This window comes from Brumimicrobium aurantiacum (genome assembly GCF_003402975.1).
Taxonomy (GTDB): domain Bacteria; phylum Bacteroidota; class Bacteroidia; order Flavobacteriales_D; family Crocinitomicaceae; genus Brumimicrobium; species Brumimicrobium aurantiacum.
The window spans coordinates 80,803-100,252 of the sequence record NZ_QURB01000001.1 but is presented as its reverse complement, the minus strand read 5'-3'; the positions used below and the strand labels follow the sequence as shown (position 1 = coordinate 100,252).

General features: G+C 34.6%; 33 protein-coding genes. 31 read left to right on the top strand and 2 right to left on the bottom strand.

Going from position 1 to position 19,450, the window contains the following annotated elements; genetic code table 11:
* From rpsS to DXU93_RS00370, 29 genes are all read left to right on the top strand, one after another.
* Positions 1–279: a 30S ribosomal protein S19 gene (gene rpsS / locus DXU93_RS00510; protein WP_116879289.1), complete on the top strand. Its 279-nt coding sequence runs from the start codon at positions 1–3 to the stop codon at positions 277–279.
* 15 nt (positions 280–294) lie between these two features.
* Positions 295–693 carry a 50S ribosomal protein L22 gene (gene rplV / locus DXU93_RS00505; protein WP_116879288.1) on the top strand — a complete coding sequence of 133 codons (399 nt, stop codon included), beginning with the start codon at positions 295–297 and terminating at the stop codon, positions 691–693.
* 3 nt (positions 694–696) lie between these two features.
* The gene (rpsC, locus tag DXU93_RS00500) at positions 697–1,404 is read left to right on the top strand and encodes a 30S ribosomal protein S3 (protein ID WP_116879287.1); all 708 of its coding nucleotides are present in this window, start codon (positions 697–699) and stop codon (positions 1,402–1,404) included.
* A gap of 27 nt (positions 1,405–1,431) precedes the next feature.
* Positions 1,432–1,860, top strand: a complete 429-nt coding sequence (gene rplP / locus DXU93_RS00495; RefSeq protein WP_116879286.1) for a 50S ribosomal protein L16 — start codon at positions 1,432–1,434, stop codon at positions 1,858–1,860.
* Positions 1,861–1,868: 8 nt separating this feature from the next.
* Complete coding sequence (gene rpmC, locus DXU93_RS00490; protein ID WP_116879285.1) at positions 1,869–2,057, top strand: 50S ribosomal protein L29; 189 nt, start codon at positions 1,869–1,871, stop codon at positions 2,055–2,057.
* A gap of 31 nt (positions 2,058–2,088) precedes the next feature.
* Entirely contained in the window at positions 2,089–2,346 is a 258-nt protein-coding gene (gene rpsQ, locus DXU93_RS00485; protein ID WP_116879284.1) for a 30S ribosomal protein S17, read from the top strand.
* A 10-nt stretch (positions 2,347–2,356) separates the two neighbouring features.
* On the top strand, positions 2,357–2,725 hold the full coding sequence (gene rplN, locus DXU93_RS00480; RefSeq protein ID WP_116879283.1) for a 50S ribosomal protein L14: 369 nt from the start codon (positions 2,357–2,359) through the stop codon (positions 2,723–2,725).
* Positions 2,726–2,736: 11 nt separating this feature from the next.
* Positions 2,737–3,054 (top strand): 50S ribosomal protein L24, encoded by a 318-nt coding sequence (gene rplX / locus DXU93_RS00475; RefSeq protein WP_116879282.1) that lies wholly within the window; start codon positions 2,737–2,739, stop codon positions 3,052–3,054.
* Complete coding sequence (gene rplE, locus DXU93_RS00470; protein ID WP_116879281.1) at positions 3,054–3,605, top strand: 50S ribosomal protein L5; 552 nt, start codon at positions 3,054–3,056, stop codon at positions 3,603–3,605. Before rplX ends, rplE begins: the two co-directional genes overlap by 1 nt.
* 4 nt (positions 3,606–3,609) lie before the next feature.
* Positions 3,610–3,879: a 30S ribosomal protein S14 gene (gene rpsN, locus DXU93_RS00465; RefSeq protein ID WP_116879280.1), complete on the top strand. Its 270-nt coding sequence runs from the start codon at positions 3,610–3,612 to the stop codon at positions 3,877–3,879.
* A gap of 18 nt (positions 3,880–3,897) precedes the next feature.
* Complete coding sequence (gene rpsH / locus DXU93_RS00460; protein ID WP_116879279.1) at positions 3,898–4,296, top strand: 30S ribosomal protein S8; 399 nt, start codon at positions 3,898–3,900, stop codon at positions 4,294–4,296.
* A 21-nt stretch (positions 4,297–4,317) separates the two neighbouring features.
* Positions 4,318–4,869: a 50S ribosomal protein L6 gene (gene rplF, locus DXU93_RS00455; protein WP_116879278.1), complete on the top strand. Its 552-nt coding sequence runs from the start codon at positions 4,318–4,320 to the stop codon at positions 4,867–4,869.
* A gap of 18 nt (positions 4,870–4,887) precedes the next feature.
* Positions 4,888–5,241, top strand: a complete 354-nt coding sequence (rplR, locus tag DXU93_RS00450; protein ID WP_116879277.1) for a 50S ribosomal protein L18 — start codon at positions 4,888–4,890, stop codon at positions 5,239–5,241.
* 5 nt (positions 5,242–5,246) lie between these two features.
* Positions 5,247–5,765 (top strand): 30S ribosomal protein S5, encoded by a 519-nt coding sequence (gene rpsE, locus DXU93_RS00445; protein ID WP_116879276.1) that lies wholly within the window; start codon positions 5,247–5,249, stop codon positions 5,763–5,765.
* Positions 5,766–5,776: 11 nt separating this feature from the next.
* On the top strand, positions 5,777–5,953 hold the full coding sequence (rpmD, locus tag DXU93_RS00440) for a 50S ribosomal protein L30 (protein WP_116879275.1): 177 nt from the start codon (positions 5,777–5,779) through the stop codon (positions 5,951–5,953).
* 21 nt (positions 5,954–5,974) lie between these two features.
* On the top strand, positions 5,975–6,421 hold the full coding sequence (rplO, locus tag DXU93_RS00435) for a 50S ribosomal protein L15 (RefSeq protein WP_116879274.1): 447 nt from the start codon (positions 5,975–5,977) through the stop codon (positions 6,419–6,421).
* 26 nt (positions 6,422–6,447) lie between these two features.
* A complete protein-coding gene (gene secY / locus DXU93_RS00430) occupies positions 6,448–7,752 on the top strand; it encodes a preprotein translocase subunit SecY (protein WP_116879273.1) in 1,305 nt (434 codons plus the stop codon).
* Between the two features lie 14 nt (positions 7,753–7,766).
* Positions 7,767–7,985 carry a translation initiation factor IF-1 gene (gene infA, locus DXU93_RS00425; protein ID WP_116879272.1) on the top strand — a complete coding sequence of 73 codons (219 nt, stop codon included), beginning with the start codon at positions 7,767–7,769 and terminating at the stop codon, positions 7,983–7,985.
* Between the two features lie 40 nt (positions 7,986–8,025).
* On the top strand, positions 8,026–8,142 hold the full coding sequence (gene ykgO, locus DXU93_RS00420; RefSeq protein WP_101334172.1) for a type B 50S ribosomal protein L36: 117 nt from the start codon (positions 8,026–8,028) through the stop codon (positions 8,140–8,142).
* Between the two features lie 16 nt (positions 8,143–8,158).
* Positions 8,159–8,533, top strand: coding sequence for a 30S ribosomal protein S13 (rpsM, locus tag DXU93_RS00415; RefSeq protein ID WP_116879271.1), 375 nt, complete (start codon positions 8,159–8,161; stop codon positions 8,531–8,533).
* Positions 8,534–8,545: 12 nt separating this feature from the next.
* Positions 8,546–8,932, top strand: coding sequence for a 30S ribosomal protein S11 (gene rpsK, locus DXU93_RS00410; RefSeq protein WP_116879270.1), 387 nt, complete (start codon positions 8,546–8,548; stop codon positions 8,930–8,932).
* Positions 8,933–9,008: 76 nt separating this feature from the next.
* Positions 9,009–9,614, top strand: a complete 606-nt coding sequence (rpsD, locus tag DXU93_RS00405) for a 30S ribosomal protein S4 (RefSeq protein ID WP_116879269.1) — start codon at positions 9,009–9,011, stop codon at positions 9,612–9,614.
* A gap of 16 nt (positions 9,615–9,630) precedes the next feature.
* Positions 9,631–10,623 carry a DNA-directed RNA polymerase subunit alpha gene (locus DXU93_RS00400; RefSeq protein WP_116879268.1) on the top strand — a complete coding sequence of 331 codons (993 nt, stop codon included), beginning with the start codon at positions 9,631–9,633 and terminating at the stop codon, positions 10,621–10,623.
* Between the two features lie 21 nt (positions 10,624–10,644).
* On the top strand, positions 10,645–11,325 hold the full coding sequence (gene rplQ, locus DXU93_RS15335; protein ID WP_116879267.1) for a 50S ribosomal protein L17: 681 nt from the start codon (positions 10,645–10,647) through the stop codon (positions 11,323–11,325).
* 114 nt (positions 11,326–11,439) lie between these two features.
* Positions 11,440–12,315 carry a GTPase Era gene (gene era / locus DXU93_RS00390; protein ID WP_116879266.1) on the top strand — a complete coding sequence of 292 codons (876 nt, stop codon included), beginning with the start codon at positions 11,440–11,442 and terminating at the stop codon, positions 12,313–12,315.
* A 2-nt stretch (positions 12,316–12,317) separates the two neighbouring features.
* Positions 12,318–13,625 carry a ribosome biogenesis GTPase Der gene (gene der, locus DXU93_RS00385; RefSeq protein ID WP_116879265.1) on the top strand — a complete coding sequence of 436 codons (1,308 nt, stop codon included), beginning with the start codon at positions 12,318–12,320 and terminating at the stop codon, positions 13,623–13,625.
* A gap of 188 nt (positions 13,626–13,813) precedes the next feature.
* Positions 13,814–15,349, top strand: a complete 1,536-nt coding sequence (locus tag DXU93_RS00380) for a GH3 auxin-responsive promoter family protein (RefSeq protein ID WP_116879264.1) — start codon at positions 13,814–13,816, stop codon at positions 15,347–15,349.
* Entirely contained in the window at positions 15,346–16,158 is an 813-nt protein-coding gene (locus tag DXU93_RS00375) for a hypothetical protein (protein ID WP_116879263.1), read from the top strand. Before DXU93_RS00380 ends, DXU93_RS00375 begins: the two co-directional genes overlap by 4 nt.
* Positions 16,159–16,213: 55 nt before the next feature.
* A complete protein-coding gene (locus tag DXU93_RS00370) occupies positions 16,214–16,828 on the top strand; it encodes a deoxynucleoside kinase (RefSeq protein ID WP_116879262.1) in 615 nt (204 codons plus the stop codon).
* 78 nt (positions 16,829–16,906) lie between these two features.
* On the opposite strand, the gene DXU93_RS00365 is transcribed toward DXU93_RS00370, so the two are convergent.
* Complete coding sequence (locus DXU93_RS00365; RefSeq protein WP_116879261.1) at positions 16,907–17,473, bottom strand: hypothetical protein; 567 nt, start codon at positions 17,471–17,473, stop codon at positions 16,907–16,909.
* A gap of 213 nt (positions 17,474–17,686) precedes the next feature.
* On the opposite strand from DXU93_RS00365, the gene DXU93_RS00360 reads away from it, so the two are divergent.
* Positions 17,687–18,100, top strand: coding sequence for a DoxX family protein (locus tag DXU93_RS00360; RefSeq protein ID WP_116879260.1), 414 nt, complete (start codon positions 17,687–17,689; stop codon positions 18,098–18,100).
* A 354-nt stretch (positions 18,101–18,454) separates the two neighbouring features.
* Positions 18,455–18,922 carry an RNA methyltransferase gene (locus DXU93_RS00355; RefSeq protein ID WP_116879259.1) on the top strand — a complete coding sequence of 156 codons (468 nt, stop codon included), beginning with the start codon at positions 18,455–18,457 and terminating at the stop codon, positions 18,920–18,922.
* Between the two features lie 55 nt (positions 18,923–18,977).
* Here DXU93_RS00355 and rplI read toward each other — a convergent pair whose 3' ends face one another.
* Positions 18,978–19,424, bottom strand: a complete 447-nt coding sequence (gene rplI / locus DXU93_RS00350; RefSeq protein WP_116879258.1) for a 50S ribosomal protein L9 — start codon at positions 19,422–19,424, stop codon at positions 18,978–18,980.
* Positions 19,425–19,450 lie beyond the last annotated feature (26 nt).

Sequence of the window (19,450 nt, the reverse complement as noted above, 5' to 3'; positions counted from 1 at the left end):
ATGAGTCGTTCGTTAAAGAAACCACCATTCGTGCACTATAAGTTAGTGCAAAAAATGGAGAAAGCACAGTCCACAAAGTCTAAGAGTGTAATTAAAACATGGTCTCGTGCCTCTACAATTACTCCTGATTTTGTTGGATTAACAATAGCAGTTCATAATGGGAATAAATTTATCCCAGTATTTGTAACTGAGAATATGGTAGGGCATAAATTTGGAGAATTCGCGCCAACGCGTAGCTTCAGAGGACATGCTGGTAATAAGAAAGATAAAAGAAGATAATTAAAACTTCGTATCATGGGTGCTAGAAAAAGATTAAAAGCCGAGCAAAGAAAGGAAGAAAATAAGTCGATTGCATTTGCATCACTTAAGAACTCTCCTATCGCTCCAAGAAAAATGAGATTAGTTGCTGATCTTATTCGTGGGGTTGAAGTAAACAAGGCGTTAAATATATTGCAACACAATCCAAAGGATGCTTCAAAAAGCCTTTCAACCTTATTGCGTTCAGCAATTGCAAACTGGGAAGCTAAAAATGAAGACAAAAGTTTGGAAGAAGAAGAGCTAGTGGTGAAAACTATCGAAGTTTCACCAGCTGGAATGTTGAAGAGAATTCAACCAAGAGCTCAAGGTAGAGCAAATAGAATTAGAAAACGATCTAACCACGTACGTATTGTCGTGGACGGAGTTAAAAATTAGGAAATGGGACAAAAAACTAATCCAATAGGAAATAGATTAGGATACATTCACGGTTGGGATTCTAACTGGTATGGAGGTTCTGATTATTCGGATAAAATTGTTGAGGACGATAAAATTAGAAAATATCTTAATGCTCGTTTATCACGTGCCAGTATTTCTAAAATTATCATCGAAAGAACTCTAAAATTGGTAACAGTTACTATTAATACTTCACGCCCAGGTGTGATTATTGGTAAGGGTGGTCAAGAAGTTGATAAGCTAAAAGAAGAATTGAAAAAATTGACGAACAAAGAAATCCAAATCAACATATTTGAGATCAAACGTCCAGAATTGGATGCTCATTTAGTTGCGGATAATATTGCACGTCAAATTGAAGCACGTATTTCTTTCCGTAGAGCAATTAAAATGGCTGTAGCTTCTACAATGAGAATGGGTGCTGAAGGAATCAAAGTTAAGATATCTGGTCGTTTGAACGGAGCTGAAATGGCTCGTGACGAGATGTATAAAGATGGAAGAACTCCATTGCATACATTTAGAGCAGATATTGATTATGCATTGGCTGAGGCTCACACAACTTACGGACGTATCGGTATTAAGGTATGGATTTGTAAAGGTGAGATTTTTGGTAAACGCGATCTTTCTCCTAACATTGGGCTTGAGTCTCAAAAGAAAGGTGGTCGCCGCGGCGGACCAAAAAGAAAGAAAAAATAAGTTGAATTCTTAAAAAAGTAGTGAAAGATGTTATCACCAAAGAAAACCAAATTTAGAAAAGCGCAAAAGGGAAGAAATACCGGACTTGCTCAAAGAGGAAGTACAGTTGCTTTCGGATCTTTTGGACTTAAAACCTTGGAACCAGCATGGATTACATCCAGACAAATCGAAGCTTCACGTATAGCCGTTACTAGATACATGAAGAGAGAAGGAAAAGTTTGGATTAGAATCTTTCCAGACAAACCTGTTACGTCTAAGCCTGCAGAGGTACGTATGGGTAAAGGAAAGGGTGCTCCAAGTCACTGGGTTGCTGTTGTAAAACCAGGACGTATTTTATTTGAAGCAGATGGTGTTCCTTATGATGTTGCCAAAGAGGCACTTCGTTTGGCAGCGCAAAAGCTTCCTGTAAAGTGTAAATTCGTTACACGTCACGACTATGTAGTTCCAGGAAAATAATTAGAAAAATGAAACAAGAAGAAATCACTCAATTGTCCGTAAATGATCTTAAAGATCGTCTAGACACAACAACTGAAAAGATTGGAAAATTAATGTTGACACATAAAGTATCACCATTAGAAAATCCAATGCAAATTAGAGCGTTGAGAAAGACAGTAGCAAGGTTGAATACGGAATTGACCAAAAGAAACAAGTAAGTTTTAACTTACAATTAGAAAATGCCTTGATATGGAAAATCAACATTTAAGAAAAGAAAGAACTGGTGTTGTAACTAGTGATTTGATGGAAAAATCTATCGTAATTACAGTTGAACGAAAAGTTAAACACCTGAAATATGGTAAATTCATAAAAAAAACTACTAAATTTGTGGCCCACGATGAAAAAAACGACTGTAACATAGGTGATACAGTACGTATTCGTGAATGCCGACCTTTGTCTAAAACAAAGAATTGGAGATTAGTAGAAATTTTAGAAAGAGCTAAATAATCATTAAGAAATGATACAACAAGAATCAAGACTTGCAGTTGCCGACAATAGTGGTGCGAAAGAAGTATTGTGTATCCGTGTTCTCGGAGGTACAAAACGTCGTTACGCTTCTATTGGAGATAAAATAGTGGTTTCTGTCAAGAGCGCAATGCCCTCTGGTAATGTCAAAAAAGGACAAGTAGCTACGGCTGTGGTAGTAAGAACGAAAAAAGAAATCCGTCGTCCAGACGGATCTTATATTCGATTCGATGATAATGCTGTGGTTATATTAAACCAAGCAAATGAAATGAGAGGAACTCGTATTTTTGGACCAGTGGCTAGAGAGCTGCGTGATAACAATTACATGAAGATTGTTTCATTAGCACCTGAAGTGCTTTAAAACTTAATATCATGCAAAAGAAATTACACATAAAAGTAGGTGATACCGTTAAAGTTATTAGCGGAGAACACCGTGGTCAGGATGGAAAAGTCCTATCAATAGACAGAAATAAAGAGCGTGTGCTTGTGGAAGGTGTTAACGTTGTAAAACGTCACACTAAACCAGATGCAGCGAACCCTCAAGGTGGTATTGTGGAGAAAGAAGCGGGTCTTCACATTTCCAACCTCATGCTTGTTGTCAATAACGAACCAACTCGCGTTGGTCGTAAGGAAAACAAGGATGGAAAGCTAGTTCGATTCGCTAAGAAATCAGGAGAAGAAATTAAGTAATGAGCTATACACCAAGACTTAGAAAACAATACAAAGAGGAGGTAATTCCTGCTTTGCAAAAACAATTCGGTTTCAAAACAGTTATGCGTGTACCAAAAATTGAGAAAATTATTATTTCTCAAGGTATTGGTGAAGCGGTTGCTGATAAGAAAATCATTGATGGAGCGATCGAAGATATTACAGCAATAACTGGTCAACAAGCTATTGCAACAGTTTCAAAGAAAGATATTTCTAATTTCAAATTGAGAAAAGGAATGCCAATTGGAACTAAGGTAACACTTCGTGGAGATAATATGTACGAATTTTTAGATCGATTAATTTCAATCGCTCTTCCACGTACACGTGATTTCAAAGGTGTTCCAGCAAAAGGATTTGACGGAAGAGGAAACTTTAGTATGGGAGTAAAAGAACATATTATTTTTCCAGAGATCGATATCGATAAAGTAAACAAAATTTTAGGAATGGATATTACATTTGTTACTTCAGCACAAACTGATGAAGAAGCAAAAGCATTATTAGATGCGTTTAGTTTTCCATTTACAAAAAAATAGTAGAATGGCAAAAGAATCAATGAAAGCGCGTGAGCGTAAAAGACAAGCCTTAGTTGAGAAGTATGCTGAAAAGCGCCAAGCGCTTAAGGATGCTGGAGACTGGGAAGCACTTCAAAAACTGCCAAAAAACTCATCATCAGTGAGATTACACAACCGTTGTAATTTAACTGGTCGTCCAAGAGGATATATGAGACAATTTGGTTTGTCAAGGGTGACATTTAGAGAAATGGCTCTTTCTGGTAAAATACCAGGAATTAAAAAAGCAAGTTGGTAATCTTAGAGTTTAGAAAATATGAATACAGATCCAATAGCAGATTTTTTGACTCGCATTAGAAATGCGAGCAGTGTGACTAAGAAAGTTGTTGAAATGCCTTCTTCAAACACAAAAGTAGCAATGGCAAAAATCCTTTTTGAAAAAGGTTATATTGCAAACTACAAAGTAGAAGAAGACAACAAACAAGGAATCATTAAGATTGCACTTAAATATAATCCATCAACGAAAGTTCCTGCAATTACTAAATTGCAAAGAGTTTCAACACCTGGGTTAAGAAAGTATAGTAATTCAAAGGAATTGCCACGTGTATTAAACGGTTTAGGAATCGCAATTATCTCAACTTCAAAAGGGTTGATGACAGATAAAGAAGCGAGAGTACAAAACGTTGGTGGTGAAGTTCTTTGTTACGTTTATTAATTAATTAAGAAGTAATAAGTAATGTCAAGGATAGGTAAATCCCCAATAAGCATCCCGAGTGGAGTAGAAATTAAAATGGATGGCCAAATCGTTACAGCAAAAGGACCTAAAGGAGAAATATCTCAAGAATTAGATCCTTCTATTTCTGTAGAAATCGAAGATGGTATCATAAAATTTAACCGCGCATCTGACGCGCCAGCTGTTCGTGCAAAACATGGTCTTTCAAGAGCATTAGTTTTCAACATGATCGAAGGAGTATCGGAAGGGTATAAAAAGGTATTAGAAGTAATAGGTGTAGGTTTTAGAGCTGAGGCAAACGGACAAGTATTGTCTATGTCTGTAGGTCATTCTCACCCTATTGTTATCGAATTACCTAAAGAAATTAAGGTATCTGCAGAAACCGCTAAAGGTAAAGCACCAGTTGTGACGCTTGAGTCTCATGATAAACAACTGTTAGGACACGTAGCTGCCAAAATTCGTTCCTTCCGTAAACCTGAACCGTACAAAGGAAAAGGTATCCGCTTACAAGGTGAGCATGTAAGAAGAAAAGCTGGTAAAGCTGCAGGTAAATAACCTTAAATTTTAAAAGAAATGGCATTTAGCAAAATAGCGAGAAGAGCTAAAATTAAAAAACGTATCCGTAAGAATTTGACGGGTACTGAGACACTTCCAAGATTAACAGTATATAGAAGTAATAAGCAGATATATGCACAAGTAGTTAATGACTTGAAAGGAGAAACATTAGTTTCTGCATCGTCTCAAGGAGTAAAAGAATGTGAAAACCTTCCTAAGATTGAGCAAGCTGCAATCGTTGGTAAATTAATTGCTGAAAAAGCATTAAAAGCAAACATTGATTCAGTGAAATTTGACCGTAATGGATATTTATATCACGGTAGAGTAAAATCACTTGCAGACGGAGCAAGAGAAGGTGGACTAAAACTTTAATAAAAATGGCAGCAAAAATTAATAATCGTGTTAAACCAGCAGACTTAGAACTAGTTGATAAGTTAGTTGGTATTAACAGAGTTACAAAAGTAACAAAAGGTGGACGTACATTCAGTTTCTCTGCAATCGTAGTGGTTGGTAACGAGAATGGAATCGTAGGTCAAGGATTAGGTAAAGCTAATGAAGTAACAGAAGCAATTTCTAAAGGAATTGACGATGCGAAGAAGAACTTAATTCAAGTTCCAATAATTAACAATACTGTGCCTCATACACAGAAAGGTAAATTTAGTGGAGCAAGAGTTTTACTCAAGCCGGCATCAGAGGGTACAGGTGTAATTGCAGGAGGTGCTATGCGTGCCGTTCTTGAAAGTGCAGGTATCCATAATGTATTGGCAAAATCTCAAGGTTCATCTAATCCACAAAATGTTGTTAAAGCAACAATAGATGCTTTATCTCAAATGAGAGATGCATTTTCTGTAGCTAAACAACGTGGTATTACAATGGATCAAGTGTTTAACGGTTAATATTTATAGTAATGAAGACAGTGAAAATTAAACTTGTAAGAAGTGCTATAAACCGTACACAACGTCAGAAAGACACTGTACAAGCACTAGGATTAAGAAAAATGAATCATACAATCGAGAAAGAGGCAACTCCTCAAGTAATGGGTATGATCGCTAAAGTTCAACACTTAGTTGAAATAGTTGAGTAAAACATATAAAACTAAAAAGCAATGAGTTTAAATAATTTAAAACCAGCTAAAGGTTCTACACACAGACAGCGTCGTATCGGAAGAGGACAAGGTTCTGGATATGGTGGAACTGCTACGCGTGGTCATAAAGGTGCTAAATCAAGATCAGGTTACAGTAAGAAAATCGGATTCGAAGGTGGTCAAATGCCATTACAAAGACGTGCACCAAAATATGGTTTTACGAATATCAATAGAGTTGAATACAAAGCCGTTAATTTGGATGTAATTCAACAATTAGTTGATCGTAAAAATCTTACTGAAATCAATCCTGAAGTATTACGTGCAAACGGTTTATTAGGGAATAGAGAATTAGTTAAAATCCTCGGTAGAGGTGAGCTAACAGCAAAAATTAGTGTTTCCGCTCACAAGTTTTCGGCAACTGCAAAAGCAGAAATTGAGTCGAAAGGTGGTGATTGTTCAGAAATCTAATTAACTTTGCAAACTATTTTACCCAAATGAAGAAACTAATAGAGAATATAAGTAATATTTGGAAAGTTGAAGAACTAAGGAAAAGGTTATTAATTACCTTTTCTTTAATTCTTGTTTTCCGAATCGGATCATTTATTGTGTTACCAGGTGTAGACAGTTCTAAACTAGCATCTGATGGTGCTGATGCCGGAACTATCGAAGGCCTTTTAGGTTTGCTTTCTGGTGGTGGGTTTACTAATGCATCATTTTTAGCGTTAGGTATCATGCCTTACATTTCTGCATCAATTATTATGCAGTTGATGGGAATGGCTGTTCCTGCAGTTCAGAAAATGCAACAAGAAGGTGAAAGTGGTCGAAAACGTATCAATAACTATACACGTATTTTAACAATTATAATCTGTGCTGTTCAGGCTCCAGGTTATTTGTCGTTATATGTTGCTAGTAAAAATGCGATTCCAGAAGCTTTCATTAATTCGCCATTATGGTGGACACAATCTGTACTAGTATTAGTTGCAGGGGCTATGTTTGCTGTTTGGTTGGGAGAAAGAATAACTGATAAAGGTGTAGGTAACGGAATATCATTGCTGATTACAGTTGGTATTATTGCACGTTTACCTCAATCTTTTGTGGCTGAAACAGCTCAACATTCGTTCTTAATTGTAATCATTGAGGTTATCATTTTCATGTTAATCGTAATGGCTACAGTACTTGTTGTTCAGGGTGTTCGTAAGATTCCTATGAACTATGCGAAAAGAGTTGCTGGTGCACGAGGTGGTGCGGTAGACGCTCAAGGTGCAAGATCTTATTTACCGATTAAGGTAAATGCATCAGGAGTAATGCCAATCATTTTCGCACAAGCAATAATGACAGTTCCAGTAATGTTTATAGAATCCCAATTTGGTATTTTTGGACTATGGTATAATTTAGTTTTATTTGTTTTGATTATTGTGTTTACGTATTTCTATACAGCAATTATGATCAATCCAAAGAAAATGGCAGATGACATGAAACGTAATGGTGGATTTATTCCAGGTGTACGTCCAGGAGATGAAACTGCTGATTATATCGATAATTTAGTTTCAAAGATTACTTTACCAGGATCTGTATTTTTAGCATTAATTGCTATAATTCCAGCTATCGCTGTGCAGTTTGGTGTTGGTGATGGATTTGCATTATTCTTCGGAGGAACATCTTTATTGATTATGGTTGGAGTTGTTTTGGATACTTTACAGCAAATTGAGTCTTACCTTTTAAACCGTCATTATGATGGATTAATGGAAGGAACTAAAATTAGAGGACGTCGTACCCAAGGGGAGATGTCTGGAATGTAATAAAATTAGAAAAGATGGCTAAACAACAATCGATAGAACAAGACGGTACGATTATAGAATCATTATCTAACGCAATGTTTCGTGTAGAGTTAGAAAATGGTCATATTATTACCGCTCACATCTCCGGGAAAATGAGAATGTATTACATTAAGATATTACCTGGTGATAGAGTGAAAGTAGAAATGTCTCCTTATGATTTAACAAAAGGGAGAATATCATTTAGATATAAATAAGAACAAGCGAGCGTCGTAAGGCGCGTAAATTAATAATAAAATGAAAGTAAGAGCTTCAGTTAAAAAACGATCGGAAGATTGTAAAATCGTAAAACGAAAAGGAAGAGTTTACGTTATTAACAAAAAGAATCCTAAGTTTAAACAACGTCAAGGATAAATTAACAGTATAAGTTATGGCGAGAATTGCAGGAATAGATCTACCAAAAAACAAAAGAGGTGTTATTGGATTAACATATATCTTTGGTATTGGACGTAGTAGAGCAGAAGAGATTTTAAAAGCAAATGGTATTGACGAAAATATTAAAGTTCAAGACTGGAATGATGACCAAATCGGTCAAATTCGTAATACTATCAATGAAATTAAGGTTGAAGGTGCTTTACGTTCAGAAGTTCAATTAAACATCAAACGTTTAATGGATATTGGTTGTTATAGAGGTGTTAGACATAGATCTGGTTTACCTTTGAGAGGACAACGTACAAAGAACAACTCTAGAACAAGAAAAGGTAGAAGAAAAACTGTTGCAAACAAGAAAAAAGCAACTAAATAATAGTATTTAATTATGGCAAAGTCTAATCAAAAGAAGAAGAAAAATGTTAAAGTAGATGCTATTGGTGAAGCGCATATCCAAGCTACCTTCAACAATGTCATTGTATCTTTAACCAACGCACAAGGTCAAGTTATTTCTTGGTCATCTGCTGGAAAAATGGGCTTCAAAGGTTCTAAGAAAAACACTCCATATGCTGCACAAGTTTCAGCAGAAGAGTGTGCTAGAGAAGCGCATGACTTCGGATTACGTAAGGTAAAAGTATTTGTAAAAGGACCTGGTTCAGGAAGAGAATCAGCGATCCGTGCAATACACAACTCAGGAATTGAGGTAACAGAAATTAATGATGTTACACCATTACCGCACAATGGTTGTCGCCCACCAAAACGTAGAAGAGTTTAATATTTTAACAACACGAGGATCAGTGCTGGCGAAGGAAGATGCCTTAATTCACAGCCCCTCACAATAACAATTAATAATGGCAAGATATACAGGACCAAAGTCGAAAATTGCTCGTAGATTTAGAGAACCAATTTTTGGCCCAGATAAAGCACTGGAAAAAAGATCTTATGGACCAGGACAACATGGACCAAACAAGAGAAGAGGAAAACAATCTGAGTACTCTATCCAGTTGACTGAAAAACAAAAAGCGAAATATACTTACGGTATTTTAGAGCGTCAGTTTTCAAACTTATTTAAAAAAGCCTCAGCAATGAAAGGAATTACAGGTGAGAACTTGTTGATTCTTTGTGAGTCTCGTTTAGATAACACAGTTTACCGTTTAGGAATTGCACCTACACGTAGTGCTGCACGTCAATTTGTTTCTCATAAACACATTACGGTAAACGGTAGTTTAGTGAATATTCCATCATACACACTTCGTGAAGGAGATGTTGTTGGTGTACGTGAGAAATCTAAATCTTTAGAAGCAATTACAAATTCAATTGCTGCTAAATCAACAAATTATGATTGGTTGAACTGGGATTCTGCTTCAATGTCAGGAACAGTAATGAGTACTCCTTCAAGAGAAATGATTCCTGAAAACATTAAGGAACAACTGATTGTAGAATTATATTCTAAATAAAAATTAATTTATTATTATGGCTATTTTAGATTTTCAAAAGCCGGACAAGGTGATCATGATCGAATCTAACGAACACGAAGGTCAATTCGAGTTTCGTCCGTTAGAGCCTGGTTATGGTATCACTGTTGGAAACGCTTTAAGACGTATATTACTTTCCTCATTAGAAGGCTTTGCTATCTCTTCAATTAGAATTGAAGGTGTTGATCATGAGTTTTCTACAATCAAAGGTGTAGTAGAAGACGTGACTGAGATTGTATTGAATTTAAAACAAGTTCGTTTTAAACAACAAATAGAAGACCAAGACGAAGAAACTGTTATCATCTCTGTTGGAGGACAAGATACTTTTACTGCTGGTGATATCAACAAATTTACTACGGCATTCCAAGTTCTTAATCCAGATATGGTTATCTGTAACATGGACGCTTCTGTAAAATTAGATATCGAGCTTAAAATTATTAAGGGAAGAGGGTATGTTCCTGCTGAAGAAAATAAAACAGCTAACGCACCATTTGGAACTATTTTTATCGATTCTATTTTTACACCTATTAAAAATGTAAAGTTTACAGTTGATAATTTCCGTGTAGAACAAAAAACAGATTACGAAAAATTAATCTTTGACATCTTAACAGATGGTTCTATTCATCCAAAAGATGCTTTGCAAGAAGCTGCAAAAATCCTTATCCATCACTTTATGTTGTTCTCTGATGAGCGCATAACATTGGATAGTGAAATTAAATCAGAAACTGAAGAGTTTGATGAGACTTCACTACACATGCGTCAATTGTTGAAATCTAAATTGGTAGATCTAGACTTATCAGTGAGAGCATTGAACTGCTTGAAAGCTGCTGACGTTGATACTTTAGGAGATTTGGTAGTCTATAATAAAAACGATTTATTGAAGTTCAGAAACTTCGGTAAGAAATCCCTAACAGAGCTAGAAGATCTAGTTGATGCTAAAGGATTGACGTTTGGAATGAATACGTCTAAATATAAATTAGACAAAGAGTAAAAACTGATATAAGACTTTAAAATGAGACACGGTAAAAAAAATAATAGTTTAAGTAGAACATCAGCACATAGAAAAGCTATGCTTTCTAATATGGCTTGTTCACTTATCGAGCACAAAAGAATCAATACAACCGTTGCAAAAGCAAAAGCGCTACGTGTTTATATTGAGCCTTTGCTAACGAAATCAAAAACAGATTCTACACATTCACGTCGTATTGTATTTAAATACTTACAAAGTAAAGAAGCAACGACTGAATTATTTAGAGAGATTTCTCCTAAAATTGCAGATCGTCCAGGAGGTTACTTACGTATCATTCGTACAGGAAACCGTCTAGGAGATAACGCTGAAATGTGTATGGTTGAATTAGTTGATTTTAACGAATTGATGACTAAAGAACCTAAAGAAAAGAAAACTCGTCGTTCTAGAAGAGGTGGTTCATCAAATGCTTCTACTGAGGCTAAGAAAGAAGAAACAACTTCTAATGAAAAGAAAGATGATACACAAGATGATTTGACTAAAATCAAAGGTATTGGACCAGTTTACGCTAAAGAATTAGCTGCTGCAGGTTTCACTACTTATGAACAAATTGCTAATCTTTCTGAAGAAGACATCAAGAAAATTGGTGAATTAGAAGGACTAAGTGAAGATAGAGTTGAGTCTGACGAGTGGATTTCACAAGCTAAAGAATTAGCAAAAAAATAAATAGGAGGTAAAACCTATTAATTAAAATATTAAGAGGCTGTCTGATCTTTTCGGCAGCCTCTTTTTTATTTATAGCAATATATTTTGCAAATTTGCAAAAGAATAATTTTGAATATGAGTCACAAATCTGGTTTTGTAAATATAGTTGGTAGTCCAAACGTTGGGAAATCAACACTAATGAATCAACTTTTGGGTGAAAAGCTTTCTATTGTTACATCGAAAGCCCAAACAACACGTCACCGAATTCGTGGTATTTTAAACCATGAAGATTATCAAATTGTATTTTCGGATACACCTGGTGTTGTAAATGCAGCTTACGAACTTCATGAGTCAATGATGAAATATGTTAATACATCACTGAGAGATGCTGATGTCTTACTTTTTATTACTGATGTATTTGAAGATACAATGAACCATAAGGAAACTTTAGCCAAAATTAAAGAGCTGAATACCCCTGTTATTTGTCTTGTAAATAAAATGGATCTTCGCGATCAAAAAGTTGTAGGTGAAAGATTAGAATATTGGCAGAAAGAATTACCAAACGCTACTGTTTTACCTGTTTCAGCTTTACATAACTTTAATGTGGATCCGATCTTGAAATTAATTCTTGATCAATTACCAGATTCTCCAGCCTATTTCGATAAGGAAGCCATTTCAGATCGTCCTATGCGCTTCTTCATTTCAGAAATTATTCGTGAAAAGATATTTTTGAACCTTAAGAAAGAGGTTCCTTATGCTTGTGAAGTTGAAGTGACGGAATATATAGAAGAAGATGATATTATTCGTATTCGTGCGAATATTATTGTAGAAAGAGATTCTCAAAAAGGAATCTTAATTGGTGCTAAAGGAAGACAACTGAAATATATCGGAATTGATAGTCGTAAGGACATTGAAAAATTCCTGGATAAACATGTTTTCTTGCAAACCTTCGTTAAGGTTGATAAAGATTGGAGAAATAACGAAGGTAAACTTAAAAAATACGGATATTAGTTATGAGTAATATAGTTGCAATTGTCGGAAGACCTAACGTAGGTAAATCGACCTTATTTAACAGATTGACAGAATCAAGAAATGCCATCGTTGAGGAAATGAGTGGTGTTACACGTGACCGAATTTATGGTAAAGGTGACTGGGTAGGATACGAATATTCAGTTATTGATACTGGTGGTTATGTAAAAGGTTCTGATGATGTTTTCGAAAGTGAAATTCGTAAACAAGTTGAATTGGCTATAGATGAAGCTAACGTAATTGTATTCGTAGTTGATGTAACTACGGGGATAACCGATTTAGACAATAAGGTTGCCAAAATGCTACGAATGACGAATAAAAAGGTGTTTATTGCTGCTAATAAAGTGGATAATACCTCTAGAGTTGGAATGTCTTCTGAATTTTGGTCATTGGGAGTCGGCGATGTTTATGATATTGCTGCAACAAATGGTTCTGGAACTGGTGAATTACTTGACGACATGGTTAAAGAGTTCCAATCTAAAACCATCGAGTCAGATAGTGAATTGCCAAGATTCGCAATTGTAGGTAAACCTAATGTTGGAAAGTCATCTCTAGCTAATGCCTTAATTGGTGAGGACAGAAATATTGTAACTCCTATTTCTGGAACAACTCGTGACGCTGTGAATACACGTTATTCAGCCTATGGTTTTGACTTTTTATTGATTGATACTGCTGGAATAAGAAAACGTGCCAAAGTTCAAGAAGATATAGAATACTATTCTGTTTTAAGATCAGTACGTACAATTGAAAATTCTGATGTTTGTATCTTTATGATTGATGCCACTGAAGGAATTCAAAAGCAAGATTTAAACATTTTCTATATGTGTGAAAAAAATCACAAAGGAATTGTTGTCCTTGTAAATAAGTGGGATTTGGTTGAGAATAAGAATAATCAATCAACGAAAGAAGCCGAAGACCATATCCGCGAGCAATTGGCGCCATTTAACGATGTTCCAATCGTCTTTACCTCTGCCTTAACGAAACAAAGAATTCATAAGGCACTAGAAGTAGCCATGAAGGTTTATAATAACCGTGTGAAAAAGATTCAAACAGCTGTACTTAATGAAGTGATGTTAGGAGAGATAATTAATTTCCCTCCACCATCTCTAAAAGGTAAATACGTGAGTATTAAATATGTCACACAATTACCAACCCATGCTCCAGCATTTGCTTTTTATTGTAATTTACCTCAATATATACCTGATAGTTATAAACGCTTTTTAGAAAATAAAATTAGAAAGAATTTCGATTTTGAAGGAGTTCCGGTACGCGTATTCGTGCGTAAGAAGTAGCATAAACAGAGTTCTCAAATTATAAAAAAGGCGCATTTCAATATGAATTGCGCCTTTTTCAACTATGTATCAAAAGTAAACCTTAATTAAAAGACGTCTAAAAATGTCAATAGGTTGGAAAAAAGATTAAAATATTCTCAAATTATTATTTGTTCTTTGTATCTTCATCCAAGTAAAAAAATCACACTATGCCCTTTAATGCAATTTTTGGATGGATCATTAAAAAGCGAATACACCAAATCGATTTGTTTCGTATGCATCCGGCTGAAGTTCAAAAAGAATGGTTTGAAAGACTGGTTTTGAATGGAAGAAAAACCAAATTCGGAGCTAAATACCATTTCGATGATATCAATCATTATTATGAGTTTAGAGAAAAAGTACCTCTTCAAGATTATGACGATCTGAAAGAATGGGTTGAAAAGGAGGTGAAAGGTGATGAGGATGTACTTTGGCCTAAAGAAACACAATGGTTCGCGAAATCCTCAGGAACTACTTCAGATCGAAGTAAATTTATTCCGGTAACCAAAGAATCGCTGGAAGAATGTCATTACAAAGGAGGAAAAGATTTATTGGCTATATATTATTCTCATTTTCCAAACACAAAGCTTTATAAAGGGAAACATTTGGTGGTTGGCGGAACTGCCGAACACAATAAGTTACGACCAGATAGCTATACTGGAGATTTATCTTCTATCATTTTGAAGAATTTACCCTGGTGGGTCGAAATAAAACGTGTTCCTTCGCGAGAAACGGCTCTAATGAGTGAATGGGAGGAGAAGATTGAAAAACTAGCAGAAGAGACCATTAATGAAGATGTTTCGAGTATTTCTGGTGTTCCGAGTTGGACATTAGTTTTGATGAATCGAATCTTAGAAAAAACAGGTAAATCAGACATTAGAGAAGTTTGGCCAAATCTGGAACTATTTATGCACGGTGGTGTAAGTTTCAAACCTTATGAAAAAGAATTTGAGCGTATCATTCCACATGAAGATATGCACTATATTGAATCTTATAATGCATCTGAAGGCTTTTTTGGAATACAAGATCAATTGGGTGGAGACTTGTTATTGATGCTCGATTATGGAATTTTCTTCGAATTTATTCCAATGTCAGATTATAAAGGAACGCAATCAGAAAAAGTCATAGAATTAAAAGATGTCGAAGAAGATGTGAATTATGCCATGGTTATTTCAACCAATGGAGGTTTGTGGAGATATATTGTAGGGGATACAGTGAAGTTTACAAGTTTAAAACCATATCGCGTTAAAGTAACTGGAAGAACCAAACACTTTATCAACGTTTTTGGAGAAGAGGTGATTGTAGATAATACAGACAATGCTATAAAGGTTGCTTGTCAGCAAACCAATGCACTTTTAAAAGATTATACTGCCTGTCCTGTTTATATGAAAGAAGGTAATCATGGAGGACACGAATGGTTAATAGAGTTTAATCATGAACCATCTGATATGAAACTATTTGCTCAAATCTTAGATGATGAATTAAGAAAAATCAATTCTGATTATGATGCAAAAAGGACGAATGATTTAACGTTGAACTTTCCAATCGTACGAAAAGCACGAAAAAATATTTTTGATGATTGGTTGAAGAGTAAAGGGAAATTAGGTGGGCAACATAAGGTTCCAAGGTTGTCAAATGATAGAAAAATTATGGAAGAAATTCTTGTGTTGAATTCTCGCATGATTGTTGAAGATAAAAAATCATGATGAAAATACTTTACCTTTTTCTGTTGTTTACGCCATTTTTGGTTAATTCCCAAACATTGTGTTGGAAGCTCGAACAGTCTTTTCAAAATTCAGAAATAGAAGCTTGGGATATTACTCCTCTTGGTGAAATTGTATATTCAAAAGGAGGTAATCTTTTTAAGCTTGATACCAATTTAAATCAAGCCTTTACGCAAAGTCGAAAAGATTTCGGATTAATCACAAAGATTGATGCCAGACACTCATTAAAAGCATTGCTCTTTTCTGAAAATCAACAGATGATTGGCTTTGTAGATAATACTTTGGCTTTTCAAGAAGGGAAAGTTGATTTAGCTTCCGTAGGAATAGGATATGGGACTCACGTATGTTATTCAAATCAAACAAACCGATTTTGGGTATATGATGAACAGAATGCTCGACTCGTACGATTTGAAGGAATACAATCTACAGTAGCTCAATCAGAAATTTCCAATTTAATGAATATTACCTACAGTAATGAACTGGTTTCAATGATCGAAAAGCAAAATCAACTTTTTTTATTTTATGAAGATCAAGGCGTTTTTGTCTTCGACTATTATGGTTCTTTATTAAGAAAATTTGATACCAAGGAAGCGTTAAATATTTACCCAACAGAAAAATTTCTTTATATCCTCGAAAAGAAAGACATTATACGATTGAATATTAAGTCGGGAGTAGAAGAAAGAATTGCTTTACCTCAATCAGATATCATCGATTTAAAAGTATTTGGGAATGTAGTTTACTTTAAGTTGACCAATGGAATTAGCAAATATTCCTTAATTCCTCAACCTTAAAACTTATTTTTAAAACTATATTAGTATTTTAGTCCATCATTTAATTAGTTGAATTATGCATATTGCAGTTGCAGGAAATATAGGATCAGGAAAAACAACTTTAACAGAGTTATTGTCAAAACATTTCAATTGGGAAACACATTATGAGAATGTATCTCAAAATCCGTATTTGAACGATTTTTATGAAGATATGCAGCGTTGGTCATTTAATCTTCAAGTTTATTACTTAAACAGTCGATTCACGCAAATTCAAGAGATTCAACAAACTGATAAAGTGGTAATTCAAGATAGAACCATTTATGAAGATGCATATATTTTTGCTCCGAACCTTCATTCGATGGGCTTAATGACAACAAGAGATTTTGAAAATTATTTCTCATTGTTTAATCTTATTGAGTCTTTTGTTTCTCCTCCAGATTTATTGATCTATTTGAGGGCGAGCGTACCTACTTTGGTGAACCAAATTCAAAAAAGAGGACGTGAATATGAGGAATCAATTCGATTGGATTATTTGAAGCGTCTAAATGAAAGGTATGAAGCATGGATCAGTACTTACGATAAAGGGAAACTACTCATCGTTGATGTTGATAACAATAACTACCATGAAGACCCTGAAGATTTAGGAAAGATAATCTCTGCAATTGATGCTGAAATTAATGGTCTTTTTTAGCATTCAAGTGCTATACGAAAGTTGAGAAACACATTTAGTTTTCCGAACTTTAAGTATGAAAATTACCTTGTAAAAGTACTACATTATATGTTCATCAAAGGACTTAATTAGTTTAGAAATTTCAAGAATCATTTGAACTTTTTTATCGTCATCTGACTTCTCTTCATTGTGTTTTTCAGCGTATTCTCTCAATGAAATTTCAGCATCTAACATGTGATGTTCTTCGAAAGGACCTTCCATGTTTTCAATGATTGTTAGACATTCTAAAGCTACCATGAAATCGTGTTTGATGGCAATGTTTACAAAATCAACAATATACTCTGAATAGTCCACCTTACTGTTCCAAATTGTTGTAAGTAATGGCAAATGAATATTGTTATATTGATCATCTAAAAGCACATCCATAATTGTTTGAGCACTTGTCGTAGACTTTATATCGCCAATAAATGTAACGATTTCATCTGCAGTTTTTTGTGAAACCCCTTTAGACCAAACTTCAATAATAGGAAGAATCACTTTATCATCTCCATTGACCTTTAATGCTTTTAGCCCTTCTAAGACTTTCTTTTCATCTCCTGAAGAAATATCATTTAATATAAGATTGATTTTCGATTTCTTTTCTGCTGCTCTTTCTGCTGATGCCATAACATTTGTTTTTTGCAAAGTTAATGAATTCAATTTCTTTTAACTTAATTCCTTTACTTCTAATTTCTATTCATATTGTTAATTAAGTGGAAGGTTTGAATTTTAACCCAAACCATAATTAAACTTAGTCTTGTACTAGCTTGAATAATTAGGAATTTAACATCGATTTTATTGCTATCTTTACCTGAATAAAAATATAATTAGATTCGAATTATGGTGTTGTATTCAAAAGAATTGAGATTTAGTAAATCAATAAGTACACTGATTTTAAGAGCTGTGTTAGGTTTAACTATGTTATTTGGTCATGGTCTACCAAAGTTGGATGTATTATTGGGAGAAGGAGAAATTCGATTTGCCGATCCATTAGGAATTGGAGTGATGCTTTCTTTAATTTTGGCCGTTTTTGCAGAAGTTGTTTGTTCAGCCTTATTAGCTATAGGATTGTGGACAAGATATGCAGTGGTTCCTTTAATTGTGACAATGATTATAGCTGTATTCGTTGTTCATGCTGGAGATGGATTAGGGAAGATAGAATTACCATTACTTTATTTAGCGGGTTACATGGGAATATTTTTCTTAGGTTCTGGTAAAATTTCGGTTGACCACTTAATTAAAGGCAATCTGTAATAATTAAATCGGTTTCCCCTTTAATACTCATTTTCATAAATTACAATTTTACACATTTAAAGCCTTTATTATAATTAATTGTTGTTTTGTTCTTAACAACTGAAATTTTAATTGAAAATAAGAATTGATCAATTATTCAGTATATGTTTGCCGTTGGGGGGAGGCGCTAGAGTTTTTTGTTTCTTTTTTTGGCAACGGACCGAAGGAAGCTCATGAATACAAATAAAAATAGGCAGAAATGAATAATGCAAAAAAGAAAGGAAGTTAATTATTGCAGTAGAGTTAATTTGAAAGGCTATCATTAGTATACAAGCGTATAAGAATTTTATTTAAATAAGTTAATAATTAAGATTAATGAAAGTAAAACCAGACGAAGCCAATTATTTCGGCATAGGAATTATTCAACATAAACGCGGACACAATATCGGAACCTTATGGCGATCAGCCTATATACTAGGAGCTTCTTATATTTTTACAATTGGTAAAAGTTACAAAAAACAAACTTCGGATGTTTTAAAGTCATGGCGAGAAATCCCTTTATTTCATTATGATGACTTTGAAGATTTCTATAAGCATTTACCCTACAATAGTAAGGTAATTGGCGTGGAATTAGATGATCGTGCAGTGATGCTTAGTGAATATGAACATTGGCCACGTGCAGCGTATTTATTAGGTGCAGAAGACAACGGAATACCACCAGAAATTTTGGATCAGTGTCATGAATTGATACAATTACCCGGAACGAATTCTTTAAATGTTGCTGTGGCAGGAAGTATCGTTATGCATGATAGAATTACGAAGCTACCCACAAAATTGCCATAAAAAAACCGTCTAAACATAATGTCTAGACGGTCTCCTAAAATATTGATTTCAAAGATTACTCTTCGATAACTTCAAATTTGAATTCAGCAGATACTTCTTTGTGAAGATTAGCTAAACCTGTGTAAGTTCCAACTTCTTTAATTGGCTCCTCAACAATTTTCAATGATTTTCTGTCTACATCAACACCTTCTGCTTTTAAAGCTTCAGATAATTGGATAGTGTTAACAGATCCGAAAATACGTCCGTTTTCACCAACTTTAGCTCCAATTTTAATTGAAGTAGCTTCAATTTTCTTAGCGATTTCCTGAGCTTCTTCTTTAACTTTAACCTCTTTGTGAGATCTTTGTCTTAAAACTTCTTCGTGCGCTTTCTTAGTTGATTTGTTTGCGATTATTCCGTATCCTTGAGGAATTAAGAAGTTAAGCGCATATCCTGGTTTTACTTCAACGATATCGTCTTTGTAACCTAGGTTATCAACGTTTTTCTTTAAAATGATTTCCATAATTGTCTTTTTAATGTGTTAATAAT